The following is a 21498-nucleotide window of genomic DNA, read 5'->3' on the forward strand; positions in this document are numbered from 1 at the left end:
ATGCAGAATGGAAAGGTATTAGAAACGGATGAAAATTATTATTGCATTATTGATCTTTAGTATCATTATTATATTTCATGAACTGGGGCATTTTTCACTCGCAAAGGCAAATGGAATCCGTGTCAATGAATTTTGTCTTGGACTCGGACCGACGATCTTTGGTGTGACGAAGGGGGAAACAAAATATTCCCTGAAACTGCTTCCGTTTGGCGGTGCCTGTATGATGGAGGGCGAGGACGGTGAAAGCAGCGATGACAGAGCGTTTGGGAAAAAGTCTGTATGGGCAAGGATCAGCGTGGTCGCTGCCGGACCGGTCTTTAATTTTATCATGGCATTCTTTTTTTCATTCATCCTTCTTTCATGCAACGGATATGATATTCCTAAGATAACGCAGGTCAGTGAGGGATTTGCAGCAGAGCAGGCAGGAATGCAGGCGGGGGATGTCATTGTAAAGATGAACGGAAAACATATTCATTTTTACAGAGAGGTCAGTTCCTACTCAATGTTTCATGCCGGTGAGACTGTCAAAGTAACTTATGAGCGTGATGGGAAAAGATATACGGCAGATCTGACACCGTTATTTGATGAAGAACTTGGCAGATACCGTTATGGTTTTGTCGGCGGTGAAGTGGAAAAAGGAAATATTTTTAAGAATTTCTTATACAGCGGTTATGAAGTAAAATACTGGATCGATACAACTCTTGGAAGTTTGAAAATGCTTGTCACGGGTGGTGTTACCTTAAATGATATGAGCGGTCCGGTAGGTCTGGTCGATGCGATCGGTGACAGTTATGAGGAGAGTGTTTCCTATGGTTATTATGCGGCATTTTTACAGATGCTCTATATTTCCATTTTAATTTCCGCAAACCTTGGTGTCATGAATCTGCTGCCACTTCCGGCACTGGACGGTGGAAGACTTGTATTTCTGATCGTTGAAGCGATCCGGGGCAAAAAGGTGGCTCCGGATAAAGAGGGCATGGTGCATTTTGTAGGGCTTATGCTATTGATGCTTTTGATGGTGGTCGTAATGTTTAACGATATCCGAAAAATTTTCATGTAGAGGTGAAATGACAGTGAAAACAAAAACAGTAAAAATCGGTTCTAAGGTGATCGGAGGCGGCAATCCAATCCTGATCCAGTCAATGACAAATACAAAGACAGAGGATGTTGCAGCGACAGTGGCACAGATCAATAAACTTGCTGCTGCAGGCTGTGATATCATAAGATGCGCAGTACCTACCATGGAAGCTGCAGAAGCACTGACAGAGATAAAAAAACAGGTAACGATCCCGGTTGTGGCTGATATTCATTTTGATTACCGTCTGGCGATCGCAGCGATCGAGCATGGTGCGGATAAGATCCGTATCAATCCGGGAAATATCGGAAGCAGGGAGCGTGTGCAGGCAGTCGTAGATGCAGCAAGAGAGCGCCAGATCCCGATCCGTGTCGGTGTTAACAGTGGTTCCCTAGAGAAAGATCTTGTAGAAAAATATCACGGTGTGACCGCCGAGGGAATCGTGGAGAGCGCATTAGATAAAGTAAAAATGATCGAGGATATGGGATATGATAACCTTGTCATCAGTATCAAATCCTCAGATGTTATGATGTGTGTGAAAGCACATGAACTGATCGCGGAGAAAACGGATCATCCACTGCATGTCGGAATCACAGAAGCAGGAACAATCATCAGCGGCAATATCAAATCCTCAATCGGACTTGGTCTGATCTTATCTCAGGGAATCGGAGACACAATCCGCGTGTCATTGACCGGAGATCCATTAGAAGAGATCAAATCTGCGAAGCTGATCTTAAAGACACTTGGACTGAGAAAGGGCGGCATTGAGGTTGTTTCCTGTCCTACCTGTGGAAGAACCAGAATTGACCTGATCGGACTTGCCAACCAGGTCGAAAACATGGTTGCAGATATTCCGCTTGATATCAAAGTTGCGGTTATGGGCTGCGTGGTCAATGGACCAGGAGAAGCAAAAGAAGCGGATATCGGAATTGCCGGAGGAATCGGAGAAGGGCTTATCATCAAACACGGGGAAGTTTACAAGAAAGTACCGGAATCTGAACTGTTAGAGAGCCTCAGGTTTGAACTGCTGCACTGGAATGAGAATTAAGTAAGTTGGAGTTGAAACAACATGACAAAAATGTTTTTTGATGTATTTCCGACACTGGAAGTGAACGGGGATATGAAAAAACTGTTATCGGAGACGGAAGTTACCAAAGTCGGTATGAATCATGAGAAAGATCATATCCGGATCTACTTAAATGGAAAACGTCTCATACATAAAAAGAATATATATCAGTTGGAAAAAAACATACATGACCAGATCTTTAAAAACAGACACATGGATGTCAAGGTCATTGAAAAATATCAGTTGTCAGAGCAGTATACAGCGGAGAAACTGATGGATCTGTATAAGGACAGTATCTTAGAGGAGCTGAAAAATTACAGTCTGATGGAGTATAATCTGCTGCGTTCCGCTAAAATGGAGTTTACAGGGGATTCACATCTGCTTTTAACTTTAGAGAATACGATCATTGCGCAGACCAGATCACATGAGATCGTTGAATTTTTAGAGAAAGTGGTCTGTGAGCGCTGTGGACTTGATCTTTCCGTGGAACTTGCTTTTGAGGAACCGAAAGAGAGTAAACATAAGAAAAACAGTGACTTACAGATACAGTTTGAGATAAAAAATATTTTAAAACGCGTACAGCTTCATGAGGATGATACACCGGTAAAAGTGGAATCACAGGATGACAGAGATGTGCAGACTGCGAATATGACGACAAAAACTGCCACAAAGGAATCAAATAATGCAAAAGAATCTGCAAACGCAGGGAATAATGCAAAATTTGCAGCAAATACAGCAAAAATGGCAGACGAAAAAGGGGAAAAATCTTTCGGGAAAAAAGAATTTCGAAAGAAATATGATGGTGGTTCCTATGGCGGATACAAAAAATCAGATAATCCGGATGTTTTATATGGAAAAGATTTTGATGATGAGACGATCCCGATCGAGAAGATCGTCGGAGAAATGGGAGAGGTTACGATACGCTGTCAGGTCATGACACTTGAGACGAGAGAAATCCGCAATGAAAAAACAATCGTGATTATGTCGGTAACCGATTTTACGGATTCGATCGTCTTAAAAATTTTTACCAGAAATGACCAGCTTCCGGAGCTGCTTGAGGGTGTGAAAAAAGGTGCATTTTTAAAGATTAAAGGTGTTACGACAATCGATAAATTCGATAGTGAACTTACGATAGGTTCGATTGTCGGAATCAAAAAGATACCGGATTTTACGTCTGTCCGTATGGATACAAGCCCGGAAAAACGTGTGGAACTGCATTGCCATACCAAGATGAGCGATATGGATGGTGTTTCCGAGGTAAAAGATATCGTAAAACGTGCCGTGAAATGGGGACATAAAGCAATCGCTATCACTGATCATGGGGATGTACAGGCGTTCCCGGATGCAAACCATGCGATCTCGCCGGATGATGACTTTAAGGTTATCTATGGTGTGGAGGCATATCTGGTGGATGATTTAAAAGATATCATTACCAACTCGAAAAACCAGAATCTCGATGATACTTATGTGGTATTTGATCTTGAGACGACCGGATTTTCTCCTGAAAAAAATAAGATCATAGAGATCGGTGCGGTAAAAGTGGAGCATGGGGAGATCACAGACCGGTTCTCCACTTTTGTAAACCCGGAAGTGCCAATCCCATACAGGATTGAGGAACTGACCTCCATCCGTGATGATATGGTAATTGATGCACCAAAGATCGAGACAATCCTGCCGCAGTTTATGGAGTTCTGCGGGGATGCGATCATGGTTGCCCATAATGCTGATTTTGATATGAGTTTTATCATCAAAAACTGTGAGAGGCAGGGGATTGAGAAAGATTTTACGATCATTGACACGGTTGCCTTAGCACGAATCCTGATGCCGCAGCTAAACCGGTTCAAACTGGATACAGTGGCAAAAGCACTTGGAGTCTCTTTAGAGAACCACCACCGTGCAGTGGATGATGCAGGATGTACGGCAGAGATTTTTGTAAAGTTTGTAAAGATGCTTCATGACCGGGGGATGGAGACTTTAGATGAAGTTAACCAGATGGGACAGGCTTCACCGGAGACGATCATGAAGATGAACACATATCATGCGATCATCCTTGCGACAAACGATATCGGACGTATCAATCTGTACCGTTTGGTCTCATTGTCACATCTGACTTACTATAACAAAAGACCGCGTATTCCGAAAAGCGAATTTGTAAAATACCGTGAAGGTCTGCTGTTAGGTTCTGCTTGTGAAGCGGGGGAGCTTTACCGTGCGATCGTAGGTGGAAGACCAGAAGAAGAGATCATAAGACTTGTAAAGTTTTATGATTATCTGGAGATCCAGCCACTTGGCAACAATGAATTTATGCTAAAAAGCGATAAGGAATCGGTCAGTACGATCGAGGAGCTGCAGGATATCAACCGTCGTATCGTAAAACTTGGAGAAACATTCGGAAAACTTGTTGTTGCAACCTGTGATGTACATTTCCTTGATCCGGAAGATGAGATTTACCGTCGTATCATTATGGCGGGAAAAGGATTTAAGGATGCAGATGACCAGGCTCCGCTTTATCTTCGGACAACAGAGGAAATGCTCAAAGAATTTGAGTATCTGGGCTCGTCAAAAGCGGAAGAAGTTGTTATCACAAACCCGAACAAGATTGCGGATATGTGCGAGAAAATTGCACCGGTACGTCCGGATAAATGTCCGCCTGTGATTGAAAATTCGGATCAGATGCTGCGTGATATCTGCTATACCAAGGCACACAGTATGTATGGGGAAGAACTTCCACCAATCGTAAAGGAGCGGTTAGACCGTGAGTTAAACTCCATCATTTCCAACGGATATGCGGTTATGTATATCATTGCACAGAAACTGGTATGGAAATCAAATGAGGATGGATATCTGGTTGGATCACGTGGTTCCGTAGGTTCATCCTTTGCGGCAACAATGTCCGGTATCACGGAAGTAAATCCACTTCAGGCACATTACCGCTGCCCTAACTGTAAATACAGCGACTTTGATTCGCCGGAGGTTAAGGCATTTTCCGGCAGAAGCGGTTGCGATATGCCGGATAAGATCTGTCCGGTCTGTGGTGAAAAATTAGTGAAAGACGGATTTGATATTCCATTCGAAACTTTCCTTGGATTTAAGGGAAATAAGGAGCCGGATATCGACTTAAACTTCTCCGGTGAGTATCAGAGTAAGGCACATGCGTACTGTGAGGTTATCTTCGGTTACGGTCAGACATTCCGCGCCGGTACGATCGGTACACTTGCAGATAAGACGGCATTTGGTTATATTAAGAATTATTATGAAGAACGTGGTATTCATAAGAGAAACTGTGAGATCGACCGTATTGTACAGGGATGTGTCGGCGTAAGAAGAACAACCGGACAGCATCCGGGTGGTATCGTCGTACTTCCGGTGGGAGAGGAGATCAACACTTTTACTCCGGTACAGCACCCGGCAAACGATATGACAACTGCGACAGTCACTACGCATTTCGACTACCATTCGATTGACCACAACCTGTTAAAACTTGATATATTAGGACACGATGATCCGACCATGATCCGTATGCTTCAGGACTTAACGGGAATCGATCCGGTTACGATCCCTCTGGATGATGAAGCAGTCATGTCTTTATTTAAGAATACATCAGCACTCGGTGTCACACCGGAGGAGATCGGAGGTATTCCGCTTGGATGCCTTGGTATCCCGGAGTTTGGCACAGAGTTCGCCATGCAGATGGTTATCGATGCGAAACCACAGGAATTTTCAGATTTGATCCGTATTTCCGGTCTGTCACACGGTACCGATGTATGGCTTGGCAATGCACAGACATTGATCGAGCAGGGACTGGCGACGATTTCTACTGCCATCTGTACGCGTGATGATATCATGATCTACCTGATCCAGATGGGACTTGACAGTGAGCAGTCCTTTACGATCATGGAGTCTGTACGAAAGGGAAAGGGACTTAAGGAAGAATGGAAGACGGAGATGCGTGCACATGATGTGCCGGAGTGGTACATTGATTCCTGTTTAAAGATCAAATACATGTTCCCAAAAGCGCATGCGGCAGCTTACGTTATGATGGCATGGCGTATTGCATACTGCAAAGTATATTATCCGCTTGCCTACTATGCAGCCTATTTTTCCATTCGTGCGACCGGATTCAACTATGAGATCATGTGTCAGGGAAGAGAGCGCCTTACCTATTTTCAGAAAGATTATGAGCGCAGAAAAGACTCACTTTCCAAGAAAGAGCAGGATGTTTACCGTGATATGAAGATCGTGCAGGAAATGTATGCAAGAGGCTTTGATTTTATACCGATTGATATTTACCGGGCAAAACCGGATCGTTTCCAGATCATTGACGGAAAACTGATGCCTGCATTAAATACCATCGATGGTATGGGAGACAATGCTGCGATCGCGGTGGCAGAAGCAGCAAAGGATGGGAAATTCTTATCCAGGGATGATTTCAGACAGAGAACAAAAGCAACGAAGACGGTCATTGACCTGATGGGAGATTTAGGACTGCTTGGCGATATGCCGGAATCGAACCAGCTTTCACTGTTTGATTTCACGTAGAAAAAAGATAAAAAGGTATGAAAAAACACAGAAGACTAACAAAAAGTCCCTGTGTTTTTTTGATAAAACCATTGCCGGCTGTATATCTGTATATCCGCTGCAGGATCACTTGTCGGAAGAACCTGTTCCTGGATTGAAAACTTCGACGTCAGAAGGATCAGCGATCGGTGTTTTGTACATGACACCCGATGCAAAATCCCTGAAATAGATATCCGTTTCTGTGGCATTGATATTGGTATAGTTGCCCTCTGTGATCACGGTGTAATCACTGCCGTCCGTTTTCATACGGCAGAGAGCAGGCGCGCTTGTACTGTTGCGCTGGAAATAAATATAGTCACCGGTGATGTTATAGCAGTCAATGCGGTCATCGCTTAGAGTGACAGGCGCCCCCCCGGAAAGATCTGTGCGGGTAAGTGTATAATTCTGTTCGTTGTCCAGAAAAAAGAGTGTATCACCAATTACAGCCGGCATATAATAATTTCCTTTAAGTACAAGTTCTGCCGTATCAGTAACTGTATCAAAACGCCAGATGCTATGTTCGTTCGATACACCATTATAATAGATATACTGTCCAACTGTCGAGCAGGGACGGTATGGTGTTTTATCTACCTGCTTCATGCCGGTGCCATCAATGCCTACTTCATAAAAAGTTGTAAAATCCTTATCATCATAATGCAGATAATAAACTTTATTTCCGACTAAAGAGGCATAAAGACTCGCGGAAGAATCAAGGAGAATGCTCTTTTTATGCTTGCTGCGGTCAAGCCGGCAGAGACTGTCTGTGTTGATCGTCAAAAATGAAAATGGTTCTGTAAAAACCGGATTGTTGCGCACATAGTAAATATAATTGTCATCCGTATTGATAAAGGTGGCAACATCATCAGAAATCTTTGTAAGGTCTGAACCATCACTGTTCATAGAATAGAGTTTACTGCCGTCAGAAGGATTGGCAAAATAAATCGTACCATCAGCTGCCGTGCAGAAGATGCCGGCATTGTAGAGATTGCCAGCCGTGTTGCCGTTTATGTAATCGTCATTGAATTTTGTCTCGTTTGATTTGTGGTGGTAGACACCAAAACCGACACCGGCGGCGAGTACGAGGATAACTAAGAGAATCGTGATAACTTTTTTCATAAGGCCTCCATTCTGAGAGCATTTTATGCTGACGTGACAATGTGTTTGATTTGCTTCTCATCTGTGTTTATTATAGCATTTTCAGAGCACGAATACTATATTTTTCCTATGGAATATCACTTTTTCTGCCCTTGATATTAGCACGTTAATGTAATATATTAGAAGTAATACAAATAACAAAGGTGGAATCCATGAAAGACTTAAAAGAATTAAGAGACCAGATCGATGTCATTGACAGACAGATCGTAGATTTATATCAGGAGAGAATGGAGATTGCAGCAGGTGTTGCAGAATATAAGATCAATACCGGGAAAAAGGTATTTGACAAAGAACGCGAAGATTCAAAACTTGCAACTCTGACAGCACTTGGCAAAACAGATTTTAATAAACATGGGATACGTGAACTGTTTGAGCAGATCATGTCGATGAGCAGAAAACGTCAGTATCAGCTTTTAACCGCACACGGCATGTATGAAAAACCAGATTTTACAGAAGTGGAAAGTTTGGATTATCACAATGCGCGTATTGTATTTCAGGGGACAGAGGGAGCGTACAGCCAGCTTGCCTTAAGAGAATACTTTGGAGAGCAGACAGACAGTTATCACGTGGAGACCTGGCGCGATGCCATGGAGGCGATCAAAAACGGAGAAGCTGATTATGCAGTTTTACCGATTGAAAATTCCTCGGCGGGTATCGTATCTGAAAATTATGACCTGATGGTAGAATATGATAATTGTATCGTAGGGGAGCAGATCATACAGATCAATCATGCACTGCTTGGACTGCCGGAAGCAGAACTTTCTGATATCACAGACGTCTATTCTCACCCACAGGCACTGATGCAGTGCGGCAGATATCTTGAAAGCCATAGAGAGTGGGAAAAACACAGTCTGAAAAATACAGCAATGGCTGCCAAGAAAGTAAAAGAAGACGGCAAAAAACATAAAGCAGCGATTGCAAGCAGCCTGACGGCAGATATCTATGGACTGAAGGTACTCGATGAATGTATCCAGAATAACAAGATGAACGCAACACGCTTTATCATTGTATCCGGTAAACGTGTATTTACTTCAAAAGCGGAAAAGATCAGTATCTGTTTTGAAGGTATGCACGAGAGTGGATCTCTTTACCATATGTTATCCCATTTTATTTACAACGGCATCAATATGAACCATATCGAATCAAGACCGGTTCAGGGGAAAAACTGGGAATATCGTTTCTTTGTTGACTTTGAAGGAAATTTAAATGATGCAGCAGTACAGAATGCATTAAGGGGACTCGCAGAGGAAACATTGGGATTAAAGATCCTTGGAAATTATTAGAACGAAAGAAATGTGTGAAAAACTTTTCATACAGAGAAATGGAGAAAGACATGAAAAGCACAAAAAATCTGATTTTATATAAAAATTTTGAAAATGGAAAATTATTCTATAACATGGCATGGATCATGGAGAATTATGAGAATGAATATTACAACAGAGAGGATATCGAAGCTCTGTTATATGAGTGCTTTAACCAGTTATCAGAACTTGCTGTAAGCCATGGATTTAAAGGAAACCTCTGGCATAATTTTATTGCATTTATTCTGGTCAATAATGAAAATGCATACAGCTGTGGATGTGAGATCAGGGGTGGCATGGAAGGTTCTGTTAATCAGATCGCACTTCATGATTTTAAGATCATGAAAGATTTATTTGATTTTGATTTTACCGGGCTGGCAAAAGATTATGAGATCGACTGTATGGATGCATTACTGCATTATGAAAGTGCAAGTGACAGCGGAAAATTATTTAATAAGAGGATTCGTGACCGCATCTGTGAACTGACGGAAAAATTAGAACAGGCGGCTGACGCAAACGATTTTAAGGATGCCGTTACGGAGTTTTATGGTGAATTTGGTGTTGGAAAGTTAGGACTGCATAAAGCATTCCGTGTGTTACATAAAGAAGAAGGTGCACAGATCGTACCGATCACAAATATTGCACATGTAAGATTAGACGATCTGGTCGGATATGAGATCGCAAAACAGAAACTGATTGACAATACGGAGAGTTTTGTCCGTGGAAAAGAGGCAAACAACTGCCTGCTTTATGGAGATGCAGGAACCGGAAAATCAACCAGTATCAAGGCAATCGCAAATCAGTATTACGACAGGGGACTGCGTCTGATCGAAGTGTACAAGCATCAGTTCTGCGATTTGAATGATGTGATCGCACAGATTAAAAACCGTAATTACAAATTTATTATTTATATGGATGATCTGTCATTTGAGGAATTTGAGATCGAATATAAATATCTGAAAGCAGTGATCGAAGGAGGACTTGAGAAGAAACCGGATAATGTTTTGATCTACGCAACTTCAAACAGACGTCATCTGATCCGTGAGACATTCTCTGATAAAGAGGAAGTAAGGGAGGATATGCATACTTCAGATACAGTACAGGAAAAGTTGTCCCTGTATGCAAGATTCGGTGTTTCTATTTATTTTGGTGCACCAAGCAAAAAAGAGTTCCAGAATATCGTAGTCTCACTTGCCAAAAAGAATGGCATTACCATGGAAGAAGAAACACTTCTTGCCGAGGCAAACAAATGGGAACTTGCCCATGGCGGACTGTCAGGAAGAACAGCACAGCAGTTTATTAATTATCTGCTTGGAAAACAGGAATAACTTGAAAGCAGGAGGATAAGATATGGCAATTCATACATTTGCAGCGATTTATATCGGTTCTTATGAGGTGAGCTTGAAAATTTTTGAAATCTCTGCCAGAAAAGGTATTCGCAAAATCGATTATATCAGAAGCCGGATCGAGCTTGGGCGGGATGCGTATTCGCGCGGCGTGATCGGGTATGAGCTGGTGGAAGCTCTCTGTGATACGTTAGAACAGTTTACAGGCATCATGAAAGAGTATCAGGTGGATGGGTATGAGGCATATGCAGCTGCAGCGCTCCGTGATGTGAGCAATGAATTGTTTATCTTAGACCAGATCCGTATCCGCACCGGACTTACGGTACATGTCTTAAGCAACTCTGAGCATCGTTTTATCAGTTATAAATCGGTTGCGATGCGCAGTGAGTTTGAAGAACTGATAAAAACAGGTGCAGCAGTAGTTGATGTCGGTGGCGGCGGTATGCAGATCACGATCTTTTCAAAGGGGAAAGTGATCACTACACAGCATCTTGGACTTGGAACCATGCGGATGCAGGAACAGCTTGCAAAAAAAAGCTGCAGTTTAGAGCAGTATGAGCTGCAGATCGAAGAACTGGTAGAAAAAGAACTAAACGTGTTTATGGCAATGTTCACAGAACAGGTAAAGGTAAAAAATCTGATCATCATCGGGGACTATATCATGGAAGTTGCCGGTAAAGTCACAGGGAAAAAACATGCAAATCTGATGGAAACCAATGATTTCCTGGCTTTTTTGGATGGACTTGACAAAAAGACTGTGGAGCAGATCTCAGAGAAATTGAATTTATCAAATGAAAATGATTCCCTGATCATTCCATATATGATCATTTTTAAATGTATGGCACGTAAAATGAAAGCGGAAAAAATCTGGGCATCGGGTGTCATTGTCAGTGATGGTATTGCATATGATTATGCACAGAAACATAAACTTTGTAAACCGGTTCATGATTTTGATGCAGATGTTATCTCAGCAGCGGGAAATCTGTCTGCACGTTATATGAGTTATTCGCCACACATTGATGCATTGACGCAGATGGCTACACTGATCTTTGACACAATGAAAAAAATTCACGGACTGGGAAAAAGGGAGAGACTTTTACTGCAGGTGGCTGCAATTTTACATGATTGTGGTAAATATATCAGTCTTGCGAACGGACCGGTCTGTTCTTATGATATTATCATGGAATCGGAAATTATAGGACTTACGCATATGGAACGTGAGATTGTTGCGTACACGGTTCTTTATAATACCTATCCGCTGCCTGCCTACGAAGAGTTTGAAAACGATATCAGTCATGAAAGCTACCTTGTCATTGCAAAACTTTCTGCTATATTACGTGTATCAAATGCTATGGATCGCAGCCATAAACAGAAATTCAAAAATGTGCGTGCAGCAGTAAAAGGAAAAGAACTGGTGATCACGATTGAGACGGATGATGATATTGCGCTGGAAAAGGCACTGTTTGATGCGAAGGTTTCTTACTTTGAAAACATATTCAGCATAAAACCAGTGATAAAGGAGAAACGTGTGTATTAAATGGAGGACACCACTATGGAAAAGGAAAAAGATTTTAAAAATCCACAGTATTACGAAAACAGAGAATTAAGCTGGTTGAAATTTGATAACCGTGTATTAAATGAAGCACGCGATAAGAGCATCCCACTCTTAGAGCGTCTGAAATTTGTCAGTATCACTTCATCGAACCTGGATGAATTTTATATGGTGCGTGTTGCTTCTTTGAAAGATATGGTACATGCTGATTATAAAAAAAGAGACATTGCAGGTATGACAGCGAAAGAGCAGCTTGCTGCCATCAATGAAAAACAAGGGAAATGGTGGATCTGCAGTACACTACATATAACAGATCCCTGCTTCCACTGCTTAAAAAAGAACAGATCTACATCATTGATGCATTTGAGGATCTGACAGAGGAACAAAAAAGATTTGTAGACCGTTATTTTGAGGAGAATGTTTATCCGGTACTGACACCGATGGCAGTGGATGCATCACGTCCGTTTCCGCTCATCCGCAATAAGACATTAAACATTGCTGCATTGCTTTCAAAAAAGAATACAAAAAGTGAAAAGCAGGAACTGGATTTTGCGACAGTACAGGTTCCGGGAGTACTTCCAAGACTGGTACAGATCCCTTCGGAAGAAGAAAGTGTCAGGAGCTTTATCCTGTTAGAACAGATCATTGAAAAAAATATCGACAAACTGTTTTTAAATTATGAAGTACTCTGTGCGTACCCATACCGTATCATGCGAAATGCGGATCTGACAATTGATGAGGACGAGGCAGAGGATCTTTTAAAAGAGATCCAGAAACAGCTTAAGATGAGACAGTGGGGCGAAGTGATCCGTCTTGAAGTAGAGAGTGGAATCGATAAACGTCTGCTGCGGTTCTTAAAGGATGAACTGAAAGTGGCAGAGGAAGATATCTTCTGTATTCAGGGACCGATCGATCTTACTTTCCTTATGAAAATGTATGGACTTTCCGGTTGTGATCATTTGCGTTACAAGCCGTATACACCGCAGAAGAATCCAAAGATCGAGCCGGGAGAAAATCTGTTTGAACTGATTAGAAATGGAGATATTTTTTTACATCACCCATATCAGACCTTTGACCCTGTCGTTGACTTTATCCGACAGGCGGCATCTGATCCCGATGTTCTTGCGATTAAGCAGACTCTTTACCGTGTCAGTGGTAATTCACCGATTATTGCTTCTTTGGCACAGGCAGCGGAAAATGGCAAGCAGGTATCTGTTTTAGTAGAATTAAAAGCACGTTTTGATGAAGAAAATAATATTGTCTGGGCGAAAAAATTAGAACAGGCAGGCTGTCATGTAATTTATGGACTGGTTGGTTTAAAAACCCACAGTAAGATCGCACTGGTTGTCCGCAGGGAAGAGGATGGCATCCGCAGATATGTGCATCTTGGAACCGGTAACTATAACGATTCAACAGCAAAATTATATACGGACTGTGGAATCTTTACCTGCAATGAAGCGATTGGAGAAGATGCGACAGCGGTATTCAATATGCTTTCCGGTTATTCTGAACCACTTTCCTGGAATGAACTGTCACTTGCACCAATCTGGCTGCGTAATAAATTCATGAAGCTGATCGGCAGGGAGACGGCACATGCAAAAAAAGGAAGACCTGCCCGTATTGTTGCCAAGATGAATTCACTCTGCGATCCGGGAATCATAGCAGCGCTTTATGAGGCGTCGGCAGCAGGGGTAAAGATCCAGCTGATCGTGCGTGGTATCTGCTGTCTGAAAGTAGGCATCGAAGGTGTGAGTGAAAATATCGAAGTGCGTTCGATTGTTGGAAATTTCTTAGAGCACAGCAGAATTTTCTGGTTTGAGAATAACGGTGCGGATGAAGTTTATATGGGAAGTGCAGACTGGATGCCGCGTAACTTGGACCGTCGTGTTGAAATATTGTTCCCTGTTCTGGATGATGATGCAAAAGAATCTGCAAAACATATTCTTGAAGTTGAATTATCTGACAATACAAAGGCTCATATCTTGAAATCAGATGGAAATTATGAGAAAATAGATAAAAGAGGAAAAGTTTTAGTCAATTCACAGATGCAATTCTGTGAGGAAGCCGTTGTGGCGGTCCCGAAACAGGATCATGTATACCGGGAAAGGGTGTTTGTTCCGGCAGAGCCTGCAGAATAGCGGAAGTGGTGGAGTGTGAAATGGTTTTTCACATATAAGAAGGGGAGAGGTATATGAATCACAAAATTTTATGTGTGGATCTGGATGCAACATTACTGTGCGATGATAAAAGTATCTCACAGAAGAACCGTGATGCAATTCACAAAATGTTAGAGGCAGGACATTACATAGCACTTGCAACCGGAAGACCGGTTGAAACGGCAAGAGAAGTCGCAAGAAATCTGGGGTTAAATACACCTGGGTGTTATATGATCGCATTCAATGGTGCGGTGCTTTATGACTGTGCGGCAGACCGCGTATTGTTGCAGCGTTCACTTCCGATTGAGGTTGTGCAGGAGCTTTTTGATAAGGCAAAACGTGCCGGTTTATATGTGCAGACCTATAACAGTACGGATCTTATCACTACAAAACATACCAAAGAGCTGGATTATTATGTGAAACAGGCACATATTTCCTATAAGATATCACCGAATATTCTGGATGCTTTAGAGGAAGAACCACAGAAGGTTATGCTGATCTCACTGGATCAGAGAGACAAGTTAGAACGTTTCCAGAAAAGGAATTTGAAATGGGAACAGGGAAAATGTAACAGTTTCTTCTCAAGCAGCCAGTATCTTGAATATAGTCCTAAGAATACAAGCAAGGCGACCGGTATTTTAGAACTGACAAAGATTTTAAACATGCCGATGGATACGACCATCGCAGTCGGAGATGAAGATAGTGATGTTCCGATGATAAAAACTGCATACGTAGGGGTTGCAGTGAAAAATGCCACCGAAAAAGCAAAAGCAGCAGCGGATTACGTCACGGTAAATGACAATAATCATGATGCCATTGCTGAGGTGATTGAAAAATTTGTACTATGATCCACCGAACCTGTTTCCCCGTAAAATATATGGGATATGGACTATTTTCCGGCATGTATTTTGATTGCTTCTAATACAGAATAAGGGATATAAAGCTGTCCGCGTCCGATGCCAAGTTTTATGGCAGGTTTGTTTTCCCCATGAAAATCCGAGCCGCCGCTGATGAGCAGATTATTTTCTTTTGCAATACGTTTGACAAGCTGTTCTTCTCCAGTGGTATAGGTAGAGTAGATTGCCTCAATGCCGTCAAGTCCTGCCGCCTTTAAGTCGTCGATCAGAAGCTGTAATTGTTCTACCCCCAGATGATAAAGCAGCGGATGCGCAAGGATGGCGACACCACCGGTTCTTTTTATAAGTGAGACGGCTTCCATTGGAGATACTTTAAAACGTCCGACATAGCAGCGGCAGCCATCACCGATGTATTTGTCAAATGCTTCGGAAACGGATTTAATCCATCCGTGTTCATAAAGGAAACGTGCGATGTTTGCGCGTGTAATGACACTATCCGGATTTTCTGCCAGGAGGGCTTCCATAGTAATTGGAAATCCTTCTTTTTGCAGGGCAAGGATCATTTTTTCGTTCCGTTTATCACGGCAGTCACGGAAGTCTGCAGTCATTTTTAAGAGTTCCGGGTCATCCGGGTTAATGTAGAGACCGACGATGTGGATTTCCTTTTCCTGTTTTTTTCCCGGAAGCGTGTAAGCAGTGGAAAGTTCAATGCCCGGGATCAGCTCAATACCGGCTTCCTTTGCGGCATCCATAGCTTTTTTGATACCGGTGGCAGTATCATGGTCCGTCAGAGCGATAGCGGAAAGACCGGCTTTTTTTGCTTCGGCGATCACCTCAGTGGGTGTAAATGTTCCATCTGATTCCGTGGAATGTACATGCAGGTCAACAATTCTATTATCCATAGTCTGTAAGTCCTTTCATATCTGTATTTTATAACAACAGAGCTGTTATGGTAGAGTAAAGTCTGTTATTATATGAAAACGGTTAAGCAATTTCATCGTAGCATGAATGGAATATATTTGTCAAAAAGTTAAAAAATATAAAAAAAATGGTTTACATATTTTACCAGAATGGTACAATAGTCGCAGGATGGTTTTTAGGCAAAAAATACAGCAAAGAAGGTGAAAAAATGCAATTACTGACGTTTATGCTCAATAATGTCCGTTTTGGAATACCGGTGGATGATGTCGAGTCGATTGAAACCAGAATGAGTGTGGTAGGTGTTCCAAATGCACCTGCGCATATCGAAGGAATCGTGAATCTGCATGGTGATATCGTTCCGATATGTAATCTTGCTGACTATTTCGGATATCCAAAACAGGATATAAAAAATGTTATTGTGGCAAGTATGAATGGCATGAAGATTGGTCTTGAAGTAGAGAGTGTCCGTGAGATCATTGATGTAAATGAAAAACAGGTGATTCCGATGCCGACGATCATGAATGCCAATCAGAGCTGCTTTAATGATGTGGCATCCTATGATAAGCAGCTGATCGTGATGTTTGAGGTGTCAAAACTGATGCCACAGTCCGAGCAGCAGGGGATAAAGCAGCTTATCGATGACAATACCTGACAGACATAGTAAATAAAGTGCACAAACAGGAGGAAAAGGTTATGTATAAGAATCTAAAAATTCAGGAACGGCTGAAAAAATGTTTCACAGTCGTTGCACTGCTTGCATCCATTGCAGGTGTTATTGGAGCAATTATGATGCTTATTATATCTGCGCAGTATAAACATGCGCTTACTAATTATGGTTTTTCACAGGGTGATATCGGAAAGGCAATGATCGTTTTTGCAGATGCGAGATCGGCAGCGCGCGGTGTGATTGGTTACAATGATGCTGATATGATCGCAACCATGAAACAGATACATGATGAAAAGAAACAGAAGTTTGATGATTACTGGGCTATAGTTGCGAACACCTGTGTGACAGGCACTGAGAAAGATCTCTATGAGCAGGTGAACACACTTGTTCAGCAGTACTGGGATGCAGAAGCCCAAGCGATGGAGATCGGCGCTTCCACGGACAATGAAGACAGCATCAAAGCCCAGCAAATGATGAACGATACCGTAGATCCATTGTATGAGCAGGTTTACAGCCTTACAGCTGACTTGCTGAATGCAAACGTAAACGAGGGAAACTCCCTTGAGGCAAAGCTTTCTGCCATGAGTATTATTTTCCTTATTATGATTGTTGCAATGATTGTATTTGCATTTGCACAGGCAATGAGAATGGGAAGTTCCATTGCAAAGGGTATCGCAGTACCACTTGGTGAGTTGAGTGACAGATTTACAACATTTGCAAAAGGTAACCTTACCGATCCGTTCCCGGTAGTAGATACCCAGGATGAGGTTGCAGATATGATCAATACAGCGAATGAGATGAAAGAAACATTAAAGCTTGTTATTGCTGACTGTGGCAAACATCTTGCAGATATGGCAAGTGGTAACTTCGATATCAGAACAGACTGTCCGGAAGTATATCAGGGTGAATTTGAGAAGCTGCTTCTCGCTATGCGTGATATGAAGAATCAGATGATCGTAACATTACGTTCTATTGAAGATGCGTCCAGTCAGGTATCCGCAGGATCTACAAACCTTGCAGAGGCATCCCAGAGTCTTGCAGAGGGTGCTACTGAGCAGGCAGGTGCAGTAGAAGAGTTACAGGCTACGATCACAAGCATCACAGAGAATATTGAAAAATCTGCAGATCAGGCACATGAGTCCTATGTACAGGCAAAACAGTATGCAGACGAAGCTGACAACAGCCGTGTGCAGATGACAGCAATGGTAGATGCAATGACACGCATCAACGAGACATCCAAAAATATCGAGAATATCATTTCTGAGATTGAGGATATCGCATCCCAGACAAACCTGCTTTCCTTAAATGCTTCCATTGAGGCGGCAAGAGCAGGAGAGGCAGGAAGAGGATTTGCGGTTGTTGCTGACCAGATCCGTCAGTTAGCAGAGCAGAGTACAAAATCTGCAGTAGATACCAGAAAACTGATTGAAGGATCCTTAGAGGAGATCGCAGAAGGAAACAAGGCGGCAGACAAAGCTGCAGCATCCATTGAAACAGTTGTAGAAGGAATCGGCAAAATTGCCGAGTCTGCCAGAAATGTCAGACAGGTATCCAGAGATCAGGCAACTGCCATGGAACAGGCAGAGCAGGGTGTCAACCAGATTTCGGAGGTTGTTCAGGCAAACTCCGCAACCGCACAGGAGTCCTCTGCTACCAGCGAGGAGCTTTCTGCTCAGGCAGTATCCTTAGATGAACTGATTAGTAAATATGTTCTTCCACAGGAATAATTAATAAGAAAACACTTGACAGAGATATTTTGAAGTGGTATAGTTAAATAGTTGTTGAAAACAAAGTAGAGTATCCACTCTCACCGGAGCACCAGCATTCGTGTGACTCATGGTTTTATATTCAAGGCATCGGGAATATTCCTGTTGTTTGAAGTACCGCACCTTGCGAGTATTGAGTATTAAAAGTGGATAGTCTGCCTATCCACTTTTTTTGATGCAAGTAAAGAATAATATTTTGGAGGTGCAATACCATTAGCGAGTTAATGATTAATGAACAGATCAGAGACAGAGAAGTTCGTCTGATCGGAGAAAACGGAGAACAGCTTGGCATTATGTCAGCAAGAGAAGCAATGAAGCTGGCTGAGGAAGCAGAGCTTGATTTGGTCAAGATTGCTCCGACCGCAAAGCCGCCGGTATGTAAGATTATCGATTACGGTAAATATCGTTATGAGATGGCTAGAAAAGAGAAAGAAGCCAGAAAAAAACAGAAAGTGGTCGAGTTAAAAGAGATTCGTCTGTCACCGAATATTGATTCAAATGATTTGAACACCAAAATGAATGCTGCAAAAAAATTCTTGAGCAAAGGTGATAAAGTAAAGATTACTTTAAGATTCCGCGGACGTGAGATGGCACATATGAATGCCAGCAAACACATTCTGGATGATTTTGCTGAGAGTCTTGCAGAGGTTGCAGTAGTGGAAAAAGCACCAAAGGTTGAAGGCAGAAGCATCAGCATGGTGTTGGCAGAAAAAAAATCATAATTTTAAGGAGGAATATATCATGCCAAAAATGAAAACAAGCAGAGCAGCTGCAAAACGTTTCAAAGTAACAGGAACAGGAAAATTAAAGAGAAATAAAGCTTACAAGAGACATATCTTAACAAAGAAAACAACAAAGAATAAGAGAAATCTTAGAAAACCGGCTATCGTAGATGCTACAAACGTTAAGAATATGAAGAAGATTTTACCATACATGTAAGAAAGTTGTTAAGGAGGAATAGATCATGGCAAGAGTTAAAGGCGGTTTAGGCGCTAAAAAAAGACATAATAGAACATTAAAATTAGCAAAAGGTTACAGAGGAGCTCGTTCTAAACAGTACCGTGTTGCAAAACAGTCTGTTATGAGAGCCTTAACAAGTTCTTATGCAGGTAGAAAAGAAAGAAAGAGACAGTTCCGTCAGTTATGGATCGCTCGTATCAACGCAGCAGCAAGAATGAACGGAATCTCTTACAGCCAGATGATGCACGGCTTAAAAGTAGCTGGTGTTGATATCAACCGTAAAATGTTAGCAGAGATGGCTGTAAATGATGCAGCAGGATTTGCAGCATTAGCAGAAATTGCTAAGAAAGCAGTTGCTTAATTATAGGACAAGACTTAAGAGAACTTATTCCGGTGGGACAACCTGCCGGGGTAGGTTCTTTTTCTATGGAAGACAAAGTGGAGGTTTTTCATGCAGATAAACGGATATTTATATGACACCCATGTACACACGTCAGAGGGTAGTGCATGCGGACAGAATACAGGGGCAGAGATGGCGGGAGCGTATCAGAAAGCGGGATATGCCGGCATCGTTGTAACAGACCATTTCTTCTATGGAAATACGGCAGCAGACCGGAGTCTTCCGTGGAAAGACTGGGTGGAACAATTCTGCAAGGGATATGAACATGCAAAAGAAGAAGGCGATAAGATTGGATTGCAGGTATTCTTTGGATGGGAGTCAGGATATCAGGGAACAGAATTTTTAATATATGGGTTAAGTAAGGAATGGCTGTTAGAACATCCCGAGATCAAGGATGCAGATGTAAAAGAGCAATATGAACTGGTGCATGCCGGTGGAGGCATTGTCAGTCAGGCTCATCCGTTCCGTGAGGAGGACTATATTCCGGAAATCCGTCTTTTCCCAGACTGTGTGGATGCGGTAGAGGGAATCAATGCCACACATGAGAGTCCGGCAAGCACGGCGCATAAAAACATTTTATATAATGAGAAAGCCATTGCCTATGCAAGAAAACATGAACTTCCTATTACGGCAGGCTCTGACCAGCACACCACAAAGATGATTGGTGGTGGTATGCTGTTTGACAGAAGACTTGCTGATGAAAAAGATTTTTGTAAGGCGGTGCTTGCGGGAGAAGCAAAAGCATACTGGAATGGCAGTGAGTTCTATGCGAAAACCAGTGATATGTAAAAACGATATTGAAAAAGGAAATCATGTATGTTAAATGCGGTATTATGACTGGGGAGTACGCGAATGTGCCCGGTATTCTTTTGGGGACATTTGCTTTTGCTTGTGAAATGTTTTGGAAAAATATAAGCTGTTGTCAAAACCAAGTGAGTTCGCAATTGCAGTGATGGACAGATTGGAGTGTTCTAAAAGATAACATGCCTGTTTCATGCGAAAATCCGTCAGATATTCCTTTGGTGACTGACCGAGCACTGACTCAAAAGAGCGGAACAGGTGGCTGCGGCTGACCCCGACATAGTCTGCAATATCTTCCACGGTAATTGCATAAGAATAATTGGAAGAGATATATTCGATGCCTTTTTGCACATAACTGTTGGCAGAAATTTGTTCTGTTGTGTGGGAGGCGTCGTGTAAAAACATGGCGAGCATTGTATAGAGCCGTCCGGTCATTTCCACGGCATGCTGAAATTCGTTGCCTCTTGCATCATATATATGAAGTATCTGTCGGTGAATGTCATCTCCGTGAGGTGTAGAGCGGATAATCGGTTTTTCAGGCGAAAAATCAGTTGCTTTTAAGATCATGGAAGCGTCACTGCCTGTAAAACCTACCCATGCATATTCCCACGGATCCGCTTCGGCAGCGTAATAAACAACCTCTGTGTTTGGATAGACTAAAAATGAGTCTCCCGCCTGTAATTCATAAGTGCGTTTTCCAATCTTATAGAATCCCTTTCCTGAAATAATATAATGGATCAGATAATGATCCCGGATTCCCGGTCCCCACTGATACAGGGAATCACATCGTTGAAATCCTACATTGTACACAGAAAGAGAAACCAGTTCCTTTTCCGTTACTTTGTAGGAATTTTTATGTTTTTCATACATAGAAATCCTCCATTATTTACTGGTAATTAACTGCCAGTGTATTTTATA

Annotated in this window: 16 protein-coding genes and 1 pseudogene; 14 read left to right on the forward strand and 3 right to left on the reverse strand. The window is 42.2% G+C overall.

The window, feature by feature from the left end:
• Positions 1-28: 28 nt before the first annotated feature.
• From rseP to H8S51_RS09405, 3 genes are read left to right on the forward strand one after another with little or no spacing between them, the layout of a single operon-like run.
• Positions 29-1060 carry an RIP metalloprotease RseP gene (gene rseP, locus H8S51_RS09395; protein WP_186898836.1) on the forward strand — a complete coding sequence of 344 codons (1032 nt, stop codon included), beginning with the start codon at positions 29-31 and terminating at the stop codon, positions 1058-1060.
• Positions 1061-1067: 7 nt separating this feature from the next.
• Positions 1068-2123, forward strand: a complete 1056-nt coding sequence (ispG, locus tag H8S51_RS09400) for a flavodoxin-dependent (E)-4-hydroxy-3-methylbut-2-enyl-diphosphate synthase (protein ID WP_186898835.1) — start codon at positions 1068-1070, stop codon at positions 2121-2123.
• Positions 2124-2144: 21 nt separating this feature from the next.
• The gene (locus H8S51_RS09405; RefSeq protein WP_117920949.1) at positions 2145-6680 is read left to right on the forward strand and encodes a PolC-type DNA polymerase III; all 4536 of its coding nucleotides are present in this window, start codon (positions 2145-2147) and stop codon (positions 6678-6680) included.
• 105 nt (positions 6681-6785) lie between these two features.
• Here H8S51_RS09405 and H8S51_RS09410 read toward each other — a convergent pair whose 3' ends face one another.
• The gene (locus H8S51_RS09410) at positions 6786-7814 is read right to left on the reverse strand and encodes a DUF5050 domain-containing protein (RefSeq protein ID WP_118208914.1); all 1029 of its coding nucleotides are present in this window, start codon (positions 7812-7814) and stop codon (positions 6786-6788) included.
• Positions 7815-8005: 191 nt separating this feature from the next.
• Between H8S51_RS09410 and pheA the strand changes: the two genes are divergently transcribed.
• The 5 genes and pseudogenes from pheA (at position 8006) to H8S51_RS09435 (ending at position 15056) form a co-directional block, all read left to right on the forward strand.
• A complete protein-coding gene (gene pheA, locus H8S51_RS09415) occupies positions 8006-9136 on the forward strand; it encodes a prephenate dehydratase (protein WP_117920947.1) in 1131 nt (376 codons plus the stop codon).
• A 50-nt stretch (positions 9137-9186) separates the two neighbouring features.
• On the forward strand, positions 9187-10482 hold the full coding sequence (locus H8S51_RS09420) for an ATP-binding protein (protein ID WP_117920946.1): 1296 nt from the start codon (positions 9187-9189) through the stop codon (positions 10480-10482).
• Between the two features lie 22 nt (positions 10483-10504).
• Positions 10505-12037 carry a Ppx/GppA phosphatase family protein gene (locus H8S51_RS09425; protein WP_186898834.1) on the forward strand — a complete coding sequence of 511 codons (1533 nt, stop codon included), beginning with the start codon at positions 10505-10507 and terminating at the stop codon, positions 12035-12037.
• Positions 12038-14190 (forward strand): annotated as a pseudogene (locus tag H8S51_RS09430) (RNA degradosome polyphosphate kinase). It abuts the gene before it with no gap.
• Between the two features lie 53 nt (positions 14191-14243).
• Positions 14244-15056, forward strand: a complete 813-nt coding sequence (locus H8S51_RS09435; protein ID WP_186898832.1) for a Cof-type HAD-IIB family hydrolase — start codon at positions 14244-14246, stop codon at positions 15054-15056.
• 41 nt (positions 15057-15097) lie between these two features.
• Here H8S51_RS09435 and H8S51_RS09440 read toward each other — a convergent pair whose 3' ends face one another.
• Positions 15098-15967: a PHP domain-containing protein gene (locus H8S51_RS09440; protein ID WP_155219243.1), complete on the reverse strand. Its 870-nt coding sequence runs from the start codon at positions 15965-15967 to the stop codon at positions 15098-15100.
• 227 nt (positions 15968-16194) lie between these two features.
• Here H8S51_RS09440 and H8S51_RS09445 point away from each other — a divergent pair, with 227 nt between their 5' ends.
• From H8S51_RS09445 to H8S51_RS09470, 6 genes are all read left to right on the forward strand, one after another.
• Positions 16195-16638: a chemotaxis protein CheW gene (locus H8S51_RS09445; protein ID WP_015560470.1), complete on the forward strand. Its 444-nt coding sequence runs from the start codon at positions 16195-16197 to the stop codon at positions 16636-16638.
• 41 nt (positions 16639-16679) lie between these two features.
• A complete protein-coding gene (locus tag H8S51_RS09450) occupies positions 16680-18380 on the forward strand; it encodes a methyl-accepting chemotaxis protein (protein ID WP_186898831.1) in 1701 nt (566 codons plus the stop codon).
• Between the two features lie 263 nt (positions 18381-18643).
• A complete protein-coding gene (infC, locus tag H8S51_RS09455) occupies positions 18644-19141 on the forward strand; it encodes a translation initiation factor IF-3 (protein ID WP_157350346.1) in 498 nt (165 codons plus the stop codon).
• 19 nt (positions 19142-19160) lie between these two features.
• Complete coding sequence (gene rpmI / locus H8S51_RS09460) at positions 19161-19358, forward strand: 50S ribosomal protein L35 (RefSeq protein WP_006858928.1); 198 nt, start codon at positions 19161-19163, stop codon at positions 19356-19358.
• A gap of 25 nt (positions 19359-19383) precedes the next feature.
• The gene (rplT, locus tag H8S51_RS09465; RefSeq protein WP_006858929.1) at positions 19384-19740 is read left to right on the forward strand and encodes a 50S ribosomal protein L20; all 357 of its coding nucleotides are present in this window, start codon (positions 19384-19386) and stop codon (positions 19738-19740) included.
• A 90-nt stretch (positions 19741-19830) separates the two neighbouring features.
• Positions 19831-20568, forward strand: a complete 738-nt coding sequence (locus H8S51_RS09470; protein WP_117920939.1) for a PHP-associated domain-containing protein — start codon at positions 19831-19833, stop codon at positions 20566-20568.
• Between the two features lie 42 nt (positions 20569-20610).
• On the opposite strand, the gene H8S51_RS09475 is transcribed toward H8S51_RS09470, so the two are convergent.
• On the reverse strand, positions 20611-21450 hold the full coding sequence (locus H8S51_RS09475) for an AraC family transcriptional regulator (RefSeq protein WP_241070670.1): 840 nt from the start codon (positions 21448-21450) through the stop codon (positions 20611-20613).
• Positions 21451-21498: the final 48 nt, after the last annotated feature.

Origin of the sequence: Roseburia rectibacter (assembly GCF_014287515.2) — a bacterium.
Classification (GTDB): Bacteria; Bacillota; Clostridia; order Lachnospirales; family Lachnospiraceae; genus Roseburia; species Roseburia rectibacter.

Coding starts and splice junctions, on each gene's coding strand:
- rseP (WP_186898836.1), top strand. CDS start 29: ATGAAAATTATTATTGCATTATTGATCTTTAGTATCATTATTATATTT.
- ispG (WP_186898835.1), top strand. CDS start 1,068: ATGACAGTGAAAACAAAAACAGTAAAAATCGGTTCTAAGGTGATCGGA.
- H8S51_RS09405 (WP_117920949.1), top strand. CDS start 2,145: ATGACAAAAATGTTTTTTGATGTATTTCCGACACTGGAAGTGAACGGG.
- H8S51_RS09410 (WP_118208914.1), bottom strand. CDS start 7,814: ATGAAAAAAGTTATCACGATTCTCTTAGTTATCCTCGTACTCGCCGCC.
- pheA (WP_117920947.1), top strand. CDS start 8,006: ATGAAAGACTTAAAAGAATTAAGAGACCAGATCGATGTCATTGACAGA.
- H8S51_RS09420 (WP_117920946.1), top strand. CDS start 9,187: ATGAAAAGCACAAAAAATCTGATTTTATATAAAAATTTTGAAAATGGA.
- H8S51_RS09425 (WP_186898834.1), top strand. CDS start 10,505: ATGGCAATTCATACATTTGCAGCGATTTATATCGGTTCTTATGAGGTG.
- H8S51_RS09435 (WP_186898832.1), top strand. CDS start 14,244: ATGAATCACAAAATTTTATGTGTGGATCTGGATGCAACATTACTGTGC.
- H8S51_RS09440 (WP_155219243.1), bottom strand. CDS start 15,967: ATGGATAATAGAATTGTTGACCTGCATGTACATTCCACGGAATCAGAT.
- H8S51_RS09445 (WP_015560470.1), top strand. CDS start 16,195: ATGCAATTACTGACGTTTATGCTCAATAATGTCCGTTTTGGAATACCG.
- H8S51_RS09450 (WP_186898831.1), top strand. CDS start 16,680: ATGTATAAGAATCTAAAAATTCAGGAACGGCTGAAAAAATGTTTCACA.
- infC (WP_157350346.1), top strand. CDS start 18,644: ATGATTAATGAACAGATCAGAGACAGAGAAGTTCGTCTGATCGGAGAA.
- rpmI (WP_006858928.1), top strand. CDS start 19,161: ATGCCAAAAATGAAAACAAGCAGAGCAGCTGCAAAACGTTTCAAAGTA.
- rplT (WP_006858929.1), top strand. CDS start 19,384: ATGGCAAGAGTTAAAGGCGGTTTAGGCGCTAAAAAAAGACATAATAGA.
- H8S51_RS09470 (WP_117920939.1), top strand. CDS start 19,831: ATGCAGATAAACGGATATTTATATGACACCCATGTACACACGTCAGAG.
- H8S51_RS09475 (WP_241070670.1), bottom strand. CDS start 21,450: ATGTATGAAAAACATAAAAATTCCTACAAAGTAACGGAAAAGGAACTG.